The sequence below is a fragment of the Polaromonas sp. P1_G2 genome, from assembly GCF_056405515.1.
The window spans coordinates 1-9185 of sequence record NZ_JBFUBY010000174.1; the positions used below are offsets into that span (position 1 = coordinate 1).

General features: G+C 64.5%; 7 protein-coding genes. 5 read left to right on the plus strand and 2 right to left on the minus strand.

Annotated features, from left to right (window positions below):
- Positions 1-234 precede the first annotated feature (234 nt).
- Entirely contained in the window at positions 235-3222 is a 2988-nt protein-coding gene (putA, locus tag AC1D0P_RS17035; protein ID WP_477677834.1) for a bifunctional proline dehydrogenase/L-glutamate gamma-semialdehyde dehydrogenase PutA, read from the minus strand.
- Between the two features lie 121 nt (positions 3223-3343).
- Here putA and AC1D0P_RS17040 point away from each other — a divergent pair, with 121 nt between their 5' ends.
- The 3 genes from AC1D0P_RS17040 (at position 3344) to AC1D0P_RS17050 (ending at position 5844) form a co-directional block, all read left to right on the plus strand.
- Positions 3344-3823: an Lrp/AsnC ligand binding domain-containing protein gene (locus tag AC1D0P_RS17040; protein ID WP_092130297.1), complete on the plus strand. Its 480-nt coding sequence runs from the start codon at positions 3344-3346 to the stop codon at positions 3821-3823.
- Between the two features lie 219 nt (positions 3824-4042).
- A complete protein-coding gene (locus AC1D0P_RS17045; protein WP_477677835.1) occupies positions 4043-5191 on the plus strand; it encodes an ABC transporter substrate-binding protein in 1149 nt (382 codons plus the stop codon).
- Positions 5192-5286: 95 nt separating this feature from the next.
- Positions 5287-5844, plus strand: coding sequence for a DUF3617 domain-containing protein (locus AC1D0P_RS17050; RefSeq protein WP_477677836.1), 558 nt, complete (start codon positions 5287-5289; stop codon positions 5842-5844).
- A 96-nt stretch (positions 5845-5940) separates the two neighbouring features.
- Here AC1D0P_RS17050 and AC1D0P_RS17055 read toward each other — a convergent pair whose 3' ends face one another.
- Positions 5941-6642 carry a YggS family pyridoxal phosphate-dependent enzyme gene (locus AC1D0P_RS17055; RefSeq protein ID WP_477677837.1) on the minus strand — a complete coding sequence of 234 codons (702 nt, stop codon included), beginning with the start codon at positions 6640-6642 and terminating at the stop codon, positions 5941-5943.
- A gap of 48 nt (positions 6643-6690) precedes the next feature.
- Here AC1D0P_RS17055 and AC1D0P_RS17060 point away from each other — a divergent pair, with 48 nt between their 5' ends.
- Together AC1D0P_RS17060 and AC1D0P_RS17065 are read left to right on the plus strand one after the other, a co-directional pair.
- Positions 6691-7734 carry a type IV pilus twitching motility protein PilT gene (locus AC1D0P_RS17060; protein WP_477677838.1) on the plus strand — a complete coding sequence of 348 codons (1044 nt, stop codon included), beginning with the start codon at positions 6691-6693 and terminating at the stop codon, positions 7732-7734.
- Between the two features lie 152 nt (positions 7735-7886).
- Complete coding sequence (locus AC1D0P_RS17065) at positions 7887-9023, plus strand: PilT/PilU family type 4a pilus ATPase (protein ID WP_477655722.1); 1137 nt, start codon at positions 7887-7889, stop codon at positions 9021-9023.
- Positions 9024-9185 lie beyond the last annotated feature (162 nt).

A 9185-nucleotide genomic window follows, 5' to 3' on the forward strand; every position in this document is an offset into this window, starting at 1 on the left:
GACGTAGGCGGATCAGGGATYGCGCTTGTTTGAGCCGAAGGCGAGTTTGCGCGAGACCCCGCCGTAGTCGAGCACCGCAGGTTGCCCGAAGCGAAGCGTAGGGACCCAGACTGCGGGTCGCCTTTTCTTTGGTGACTTTCTTTTGGCGAAGCAAAAGAAAGTTACTTGCTGCCGGGCAACCCCCGGCCAACCACCCTCAGCAGAGAAAGCGCCCGTCGGAACAAGAACCGACTATCAAGCCCCTCCAGCCAGGAGAGCCGCATTTCCCCCAGCCGCAGTCGTATTCACAGTGACCGTCTGCTCCGCGCAGAAGCGATAGAGGTAATGCGGCCCACCGGCCTTGGGGCCAGTCCCGGAGAGCCCCTCTCCACCAAACGGCTGCACCCCCACCACCGCGCCAATCATGTTGCGGTTCACATAAATGTTGCCGACGTGCGCTGCCGCCGCCAGGGCCTGCGCGCGGGAGTCGATGCGGGTCTGTATGCCCAGGGTGAGACCGTAACCCAACGCGTTGATCTGCGCGATCACGGCTTGCGGGTCCTTGAGGTCGCCGCTGCCCCAGCGCACCACCTGCAGCACCGGGCCGAAGATTTCGTCTTTCACGTCGGCCAGGTTGGGCACTTCAAAGGCCGCCGGCGGGATCAGGTTGGCCAGCGGGCCGGACGCGGCCTGTGCGTGCTGTGCCGGGGTCACCAGTGCCTTGGCGCTGGAGTTCAAGCGCTGCAAGTGCTTCTGGATGTTGTCAAACGCTTCGCGGTCTATGACCGGGCCGACGTCGGTGGCAAGGTCGGCGGTTTCGCCGGCCACCAATTCCTGAGCCGCGCCTTTGATCATGGCGATCACGTGGTCGGCAATGCCCTCGTGCACGCACAGCAGGCGCAGCGCCGAGCAGCGCTGGCCGGCGGAACGGAACGCGCTTTGCACCACTGCATCGGCGACCTGCTCGGGCAGGGCCGTGCTGTCGACCAGCATGGCGTTGATGCCGCCGGTCTCGGCGATCAGCGGGACGATGGGGCCGTCCTTGGCGGCCAGCGCGCGGTTGATGATTTTGGCGACCTGGGTGGAGCCGGTGAAGACCACGCCGGCCACCTGGGGTGCCGCCACCAGCGCCGCGCCCACGGTATCACCGGGGCCGTGCGCGAGCTGTAGCGCGCCTTCGGGCACGCCGGCTTCATGCAGCAGCCTGACGGCCTCCCAGGCCACGCCCGGGGTCTGCTCGGCGGGCTTGGCCAGCACGGCATTGCCGGTGGCCAGCGCGGCCGCGACCTGGCCGGTGAAGATGGCCAGCGGGAAATTCCAGGGGCTGATGCACACCCAGGCGCCGCGCGCGGTGAGGCGCAGCTCGTTGGTCTCGCCGGTCGGGCCGGGCAAGGTCACCGGCCGCATGATGCGCTCGGCCTCATTGGCGTAGTAGCGCAGGAAGTCCACCGCCTCGCGCACTTCCGACACGGCGTCGCCCCAGGTCTTGAAGGCTTCCTTGACCAGCAGCGCGCAGAACTTCGGCATCTGCCGCTCCATCGCGTCGGCGGCGCGACGCAGGACGGCCGCGCGTTCGGCCACGTCCACCTTGCTCCACTGCCGATAGGCGCTGACACCCTTCTCCAGCAAGGCGGCGGCCTGCCGGGGATCAAATTCCGGCACCACCGGCACCGGCGTGGAAGCCAGCGCGGCCAGCAGCGGCGCGCGCATGCTTTCGACCGTGAGGTCCAGCCCCAGGCTGTTGGGGCGGCCGGGGCCGTAGAGCGCGGGCGGCAGCGGCAGCGAGGCGTCGGGCTCCAGCCGCAGCGGCGAGGTCAGCAGCTCGCCCATGCCGACCGACTCGTCGGCGAGCTGGTGCACAAAGGAGGAGTTGGCGCCGTTCTCAAGCAGGCGGCGCACCAGGTAGGCCAGCAGGTCGCGGTGCGCGCCCACGGGAGCGTAGACGCGGCAGCTGATCAGCGGGTTCTTCAGCACCTCGCGGAACACGCCCTCGCCCATGCCGTGCAGGCGCTGCAGCTCAAACGGCACGGCATTGCGCGAGGCCATCTGCAAAATCGCGGCGATAGTCGCGGCGTTGTGGCCGGCGAACTGCGGGTAGATCGCATCGGGCGCGGCCAGCAGGGCCTGCGCGCAGGCCAGGTAAGACACGTCGGTATGGTGCTTGTGCGTGAACACCGGGTAGTGCGGCAGGCCCATCTCCTGCGCGCGCTTGATTTCCGAATCCCAGTAGGCGCCTTTGACCAGACGGCACATCAGGCGCAGCTTGTACTTGCGGGCAATGGCGGCGATGTGGGCGATCAGATCGAGCGCGCGCGTCTGGTAGGCCTGCATGGCCAGGCCGAAGCCCTGCCACTGCGGATGGTGTTTTGCGACCTGCGCGGCCAGCGCCTCGAAAACGTCCAGCGACAGCTCCAGCCGGTCGACTTCCTCGGCATCAATGGTGAGGTTGATGTTGGCCCGGGCCGAYAGCTCGCACAGCCCCCAGACGCGCGGCACGAGCTCGGCCATCACGCGTTCGCGCTGGGCGTCTTCGTAGCGCGGGTGCAGCGCGCTGAGCTTGATGGAGATGCCGTCGTTTTTTTCCGTGGCGCCTGCGGCATTCGCGCCGGCGGCGATGGCCTGGATGGCGTTGGTGTAGCTTGCCAGGTAGCGCAGCGCATCGGCGTCGGTGCGCGCGCCCTCGCCCAGCATGTCGTAGCTGAAGCGCAAATTCGGGATTTTCTTGCGGCTGTCGTCGGCCTCGGCCATGGCGTCGCCGATGGTCTGGCCCAGCACGAACTGCCGGCCCAACAGCTGCACGGCGCGCAGGGTGGCGGCCACGACGGTGCGCGCGCCCAGCTTGCTCATCAGGTTGGGCTGGCCGCCTTCGGGCAAAAACATCTTGGACATCGCGATGGCGGAAGCCGACAGGCGCGCCATCACGCCGTCGCCGGCGCCGTCAAAATCCGCGCGCCCCAGCTGGTCGGCCGTGAGCGCGATCGCCGTTTCGGCGTCCGGCACGCGCAGCAGGGCCTCGGCCAGGCGCATCAGGGCAAGGCCCTCGGCGCTGGAAATCGGGTATTCCTTGAGCAGGCTTTCCATGGCCCAGAAAGGCGGCGGGTTGTCGCGCACGGCCTGCACCCAGGGCTGGGCCGAATGCGCCGCCGCCGCCCAGTCCAGCGCGCCGGCCAGGCCCCGCAATTGGCCGGCCACGATGTCGGCTTCAGGACGGTAAGGGAAAGGCAGGCGGGGGGAGGCGGACATTAGGGGCTCCATAGAGGATTCGACGGTTTGGGCTACTTATTCAGTGGATGCAGCGATGTTCCATTGAATAATGCTGAATTTCCCGCTAAATTTGAGCAATTAACCGAATAATTCACTAGTCATGTTTGAAGCCTCACCAGAGATTGACCGCATTGACCTCAAAATCCTGAATGTTCTGCAGCAGGACGGCCGGATCTCCAACCTCAAGCTGGCCGAAAGCGTGGCCCTGTCGCCGACCGCCGTGCTGGCCCGCGTGCAGCGGCTGACCCGGGATGGCTACATCCTGGGTTATGAGGCCCTGCTCAACCCCCTCAAGCTGGGCGCCGGGATGATGGTGTTCGTCGAGGTGCTACTGGACCGCACCACACCCAATGTGTTCGAGGCCTTCAAGGCGGCGGTGCAGGTGCACCATGAAATCACCGAATGCCACATGGTGGCCGGCGGTTTTGACTACCTGCTCAAGACGCGCATGGCCGACATGGCGGCCTACCGCTCTTTTGCCGGCACCGTGCTGTGGCAGCTGCCGGGCGTGCGCGAAACCCGGACTTACGCGGTGATGGAAGAAGTCAAGAACACTACCCGCCTGGCGCTGGGCGTGTGAGCTCCTGGACGAAGCAAGCGCCTGGAAGCACGCAGTTTGGTGCTTTTATGGCCTTTTTCGGGCTCTTTTCCACATTTTCCAGCCCCAAACCCCCTTTGTGAGGGCTAACCGTGTTGCCAAGCTGCCCACCTTGGCATACCTTGCGGGTACCTAAGAAGCGGATTGCATAAGCCAAGCCGTAGCCGGACACATCGGCATTGCGCCGGGAGGGTTCTCCAGATGAACGTCAAGCCATGGTTCTCGTGCGGCACAGTGTTGCTGGCCCTTTCCGTCATTTCCGTCTTTCCCGCCCACGCCGCGGAAACCGGCGTCACGGACGCGGAAATACAGGTCGGGCAATTCGCCGCCCAGACCGGCCCCGCGGCCGAACTGGGCAAACGCATGCAGCTGGGCATACTGGCCCATTTCAATTCGGTCAATGCTGCGGGCGGCATCAGCGGCCGGACGCTCAAACTGGTTTCGCGTGATGACGGCTACGAACCCGAGAAAGCCGCCGCGGCCGTCAAGGCGCTGATCGAGGAAGACAAGGTGTTCGCGCTGATCGGCTCGGTCGGAACGCCGACCACGCTGGCGGCGGTGCCGGCGATCAACGCCGCGGGCATCCCCCTGATAGGCCCCTTCACCGGCGCGCAGGCCCTGCGCGAGCCCTTCAACCGCAACCTCTTCCACGTGCGCGCCAGCTACTTTGACGAGACCGAGCGCATCGTGCAGCACCTGAGCACCGTCGGCATCACCAAGATCGCCGTCTTCTACCAGAACGATTCCTACGGCAAGGCCGGGCTCGAAGGCGTGATGCGGGCCCTGACCAAGCGCAACCTCAAGCCGGCCGCCAGCGTCACCGTCGAGCGCAACAGCGTGGACGTTTCCGCGCCGCTGGCGGAGATCCTCAAGGCCGCACCGGAAGCCGTGATCCAGATCAGCGCCTACAAATCCTGCGCGGCCCTGATCAAGCAGGCCAGGGCCAAGGCCTACGGCGGCCAGTTCTTCAACGTGAGTTTTGTCGGCTCCAAGGCGCTGGGCGAGGAACTGGGCGATGCCGGGGCCGGCGTGACGATTTCCCAAGTCGTGCCCTTCCCGTACACGCCGTCGTCGGCCATCGTGCGCGAATACCAGCAACGCATGGTGGAAGCCGGCCACAAGGATTTTGATTTCTCCAGCATGGAGGGCTTCCTCGCGGCCAGGGTGTTCACCGAGGGCCTGCGCCGCGCCGGCAAGAACCTGACCCGCGAGAGCCTGATGACGGCGCTCGAATCCATGCGCGACCACAACATGGGCGGTTTCACCGTGAGCTACGGGCCCAAAAGCCACGAAGGCTCGCGCTATACCGACCTGACCATCATCGGGCGCGGCGGAAAGTTCATGCGCTGACCCGGAAGGCCTGGGCATGCCCGGGCTTGCCAAGCCCCGGCCGCTGGCAATAATGCGAGCTGCTTCCGTTTTGCACTTCAACAACAGGAACGTCCATGAAATTCACCACACCTCTCCTGGCAGCCGCCGCGCTGGCCTTCGCCGCCGGCGCCGCCGCGCAAACCACCAAGCCGGGCTTGTGGGAAATCACCAACAAAATGCAGTCGAGCTCCGGCGAGATGGAAAAAGCCATGGCCAACATGGAAAAGCAGCTGGCCGGCATGTCGCCCGAGCAACGCAAGCAGATGCAGGACATGATGGCCAAGCAGGGCATGTCCATGGCGCCGGGCAGCGGCGGCGGCATGAGCATGAAGATGTGCATCACCAAGGAGATGGCCGAGCGCAATGAGTTGCCGCAACAGCAGCAAGGCGACTGCAAGACCACCCAGTCGCCGCGCAGCGGCAACACCATGAAGTTTTCCTATGTCTGCACGCAGCCGCCTTCCAGCGGCGAAGGTGTGATGACCTTCTCTGGCGACACCGCCTACACCATGAAGATGAACACCACGACCACCGTCAAGGGCAAACCCGAAAAGATGACCATGGACGCCTCGGGCAAATGGCTGGCGGCTGATTGCGGCAATATCAAACCGATCGCTGTGCCCAAGAAATAAAGCCCCAGGCTTGTCTTACGCCCTCTCCCTCTGGGAGAGGGCGGGGTGAGGGGTGAGGGCTGACGGCGGTTGCAAGTTGGCCCGCCGCGTCGCGGCTTACCGGCCCCCGAAGATCGCGGTACCTACACGCACCATGGTGCTCCCGGCATGGATGGCGGCCTCCAGGTCGGCGGTCATGCCTAAGGACAAGGTATCCATAGGTGTCGTCAGGGCACCGGAGGCGTTGACGGCGTCAAAAACGGCCTTGGTCCTGGCATGCAGAGCGCAGGCAGCATCAAAATCCGCCGCCGGTTCGGGAATGGCCATCAGGCCGCGCAGGACCAGGCGCGGCAGTTGCGCGACTTCCCGCGCCAGGGCCAGGACTTCGTCCGGCGCCAGGCCCGACTTGTTGGCGCCGCCGTCGATATTGACCTGCAGGCAGATCTGCAGCGGCGGCAGGTTATCGGGCCGCTGCTCGCTCAGGCGCTGGGCGATCTTGAGCCGGTCGACCGACTGCACCCAGTCAAAGTGTTCGGCAACCAGGCGGGTTTTATTGCTTTGCACCGGGCCTATGCAGTGCCACTCCAGGGCCTCGCCGCCTGGCTGGCTCCGCAAGGCGAGTATCTTCTCCACGCCCTCGGTGATGTAGTTCTCGCCGAAGGCACGTTGCCCGTCCGAAGCGGCGTCGGCCACAGCGTCAACGCCAAAGGTCTTGGACACGGCCAGCAGACGTACGGTGGCCGGGTTCCGCCCGGCGGCGACGCAGGCCGTGGTGATACGGTCACGGACTAGCTGGAGATTGCGCACAATCGTGGTCATAATCGAACTGTAAACTTAGTTTGAAAACCATTTTCAAAGGGTCCCGGGATGGATATCACGCAGCTGCTGGCTTTTAGCGTCAAGAACAAGGCGTCTGACTTGCACTTATCGGCTGGCCTGCCGCCCATGATCCGGGTTCACGGCGACGTGCGGCGCATCAACATCGACCCGCTGGACCACAAGCAGGTGCATGCCATGGTGTACGACATCATGAACGACACCCAGCGCAAAACCTACGAAGAATTCCTCGAGGTCGACTTTTCCTTTGAAATCGACGGGCTGGCCCGCTTCCGGGTCAATGCTTTCAACCAGAACCGCGGTGCCGGCGCCGTGCTGCGGACCATTCCCTCCAAAATCCTGACGCTGGAGCAGCTCAACGCAMCCAAGATTTTCGGCGACCTGGCCATGAAGCCGCGCGGCATGGTGCTGGTCACCGGCMCCACCGGCTCGGGCAAGTCCACCACGCTGGCGGCCATGGTCAACTTCCTGAACGAAAACGAATACGGCCACATCCTCACGGTCGAAGACCCGATCGAGTTCGTGCACGAATCCAAAAAATGCCTGATCAACCAGCGTGAGGTCGGGCCGCACACCCTGAGCTTCAACGCCGCGCTGAAATCCGCGCTGCGCGAAGACCCGGACGCCATCCTCGTGGGTGRAATGCGCGACCTGGAAACCATTCGCCTGGCCATGTCGGCCGCTGAAACCGGCCACCTGGTCTTCGGCACGCTGCACACCTCCAGCGCCGCCAAGACGATTGACCGGATCATCGACGTGTTCCCGGCCGAGGAAAAGGAAATGATCCGCTCCATGCTGTCGGAGTCGCTGCAGGCGGTGATCTCGCAGACGCTGTGCAAGACCAAGGACGGCGCGGGCCGGGTGGCGGCCCACGAGATCATGCTGGGCACCAGCGCCATCCGCAATTTGATCCGCGAAGCCAAGGTCGCGCAGATGTATTCGTCCATCCAGACCGGCAACAGCGTGGGCATGCAGACGCTGGACCAGAACCTGACGGACCTGGTCAAGCGCAACGTAATCTCTGCGGCCGAAGCCCGTGGCAAAGCAAAGATCCCAGAAAACTTCCCAGGCTAGAACCATGCGCGACACTCGCAGTACAAGCCCGTCCCAGGCAAGCAGGGGCCGCGGAACCGGCTTTGCCGGGCCGCAGGCGCAGCGGCCCCCTCGGGGGGCAGCGCAGTACGCGAAGCGGCAAGCGTGGGGGCATCATTTTTTAGGAGCCGTTCATGGAACGCGACCAGGCCAGTAAATTCATCAACGACCTGCTGAAACTCATGGTCAGCCGCAACGGCAGCGACCTGTTCATCACGGGCGACTTCCCGCCGGCCATGAAAGTGGACGGCAAGGTGACCAAGGTATCGCCGCAGCCGCTCAACGCCAACCACACGCTGGCGCTGGCGCGTTCCATCATGAACGACAAGCAGGCGGCGGAATTTGAACGCACCAAGGAATGCAATTTCGCGATCTCGCCGCCCGGCGTGGGGCGTTTTCGCGTGAACGCCTTCATCCAGCAGGGCAAAGTCGGCATGGTGATGCGGACCATCCCGGCCGTGCTGCCCACCATTGACGGGCTGGGCGTGCCCCAGGTGCTCAAGGAAGTGGTGATGAGCAAGCGCGGCCTGACCATCCTGGTCGGTGCCACCGGCTCCGGCAAATCCACCACCCTGGCCGCCATGGTCGACTGGCGCAACGAGCAGTCCTACGGCCACATCATCACGATTGAAGACCCGGTGGAGTTCGTCCACGCGCACAAGAACTGCGTGATCACGCAGCGCGAAGTGGGCCTGGACACTGACAGCTGGGAAGCGGCGCTGAAAAACACGCTGCGCCAGGCGCCCGATGTGATCCTGATGGGCGAGATCCGCGACCGCGAAACCATGGAGCACGCCATCGCCTTCGCCGAAACCGGCCACCTGTGCCTGGCCACGCTGCACGCCAACAGCGCCAACCAGGCGCTGGACCGCGTGATCAACTTCTTCCCCGAAGAGCGCCGCACCCAGCTGCTGATGGACTTGTCGCTCAACCTCAAGGCCATGATCTCGCAGCGCCTGGTGCCCAAGCAGGACGGCAAGGGCCGTTTCGCCGCGGTCGAGGTCATGCTCAACTCGCCGCTGATCTCCGACCTGATCTTCAAGGGCGAAGTCTCCGAGATCAAGGAGATCATGAAGAAAAGCCGCAACTTGGGCATGCAGACCTTCGACCAGGCCCTGTACGATGCCTTCGAAAGCCACTTCATCACCTACGAAGACGCCCTGCGCAATGCCGACTCGGTGAACGACCTGCGCCTGCAGATCAAACTCAACTCGACGCGTGCCAAGTCGACCGACCTGGCAGCCGGCACCGAAAACTTCGCCATCGTTTAAGTCCGGGCAGCCTGCCGGCTTCGCGCCGGCGGCTCCCGTTCGTCCTTCCCATTCTTCTTTCAGGCAGCTCCCCATGTCCAGCACCACCGCCAAAACCTACGAATCCTCCACTCCCCGCCAGGTCGCCTTCCTGGGCCTGGGCGTCATGGGCTACCCCATGGC

Coding starts and splice junctions, on each gene's coding strand:
- AC1D0P_RS17040 (WP_092130297.1), top strand. CDS start 3,344: ATGTTTGAAGCCTCACCAGAGATTGACCGCATTGACCTCAAAATCCTG.
- AC1D0P_RS17065 (WP_477655722.1), top strand. CDS start 7,887: ATGGAACGCGACCAGGCCAGTAAATTCATCAACGACCTGCTGAAACTC.
- AC1D0P_RS17050 (WP_477677836.1), top strand. CDS start 5,287: ATGAAATTCACCACACCTCTCCTGGCAGCCGCCGCGCTGGCCTTCGCC.
- AC1D0P_RS17045 (WP_477677835.1), top strand. CDS start 4,043: ATGAACGTCAAGCCATGGTTCTCGTGCGGCACAGTGTTGCTGGCCCTT.
- AC1D0P_RS17055 (WP_477677837.1), bottom strand. CDS start 6,642: ATGACCACGATTGTGCGCAATCTCCAGCTAGTCCGTGACCGTATCACC.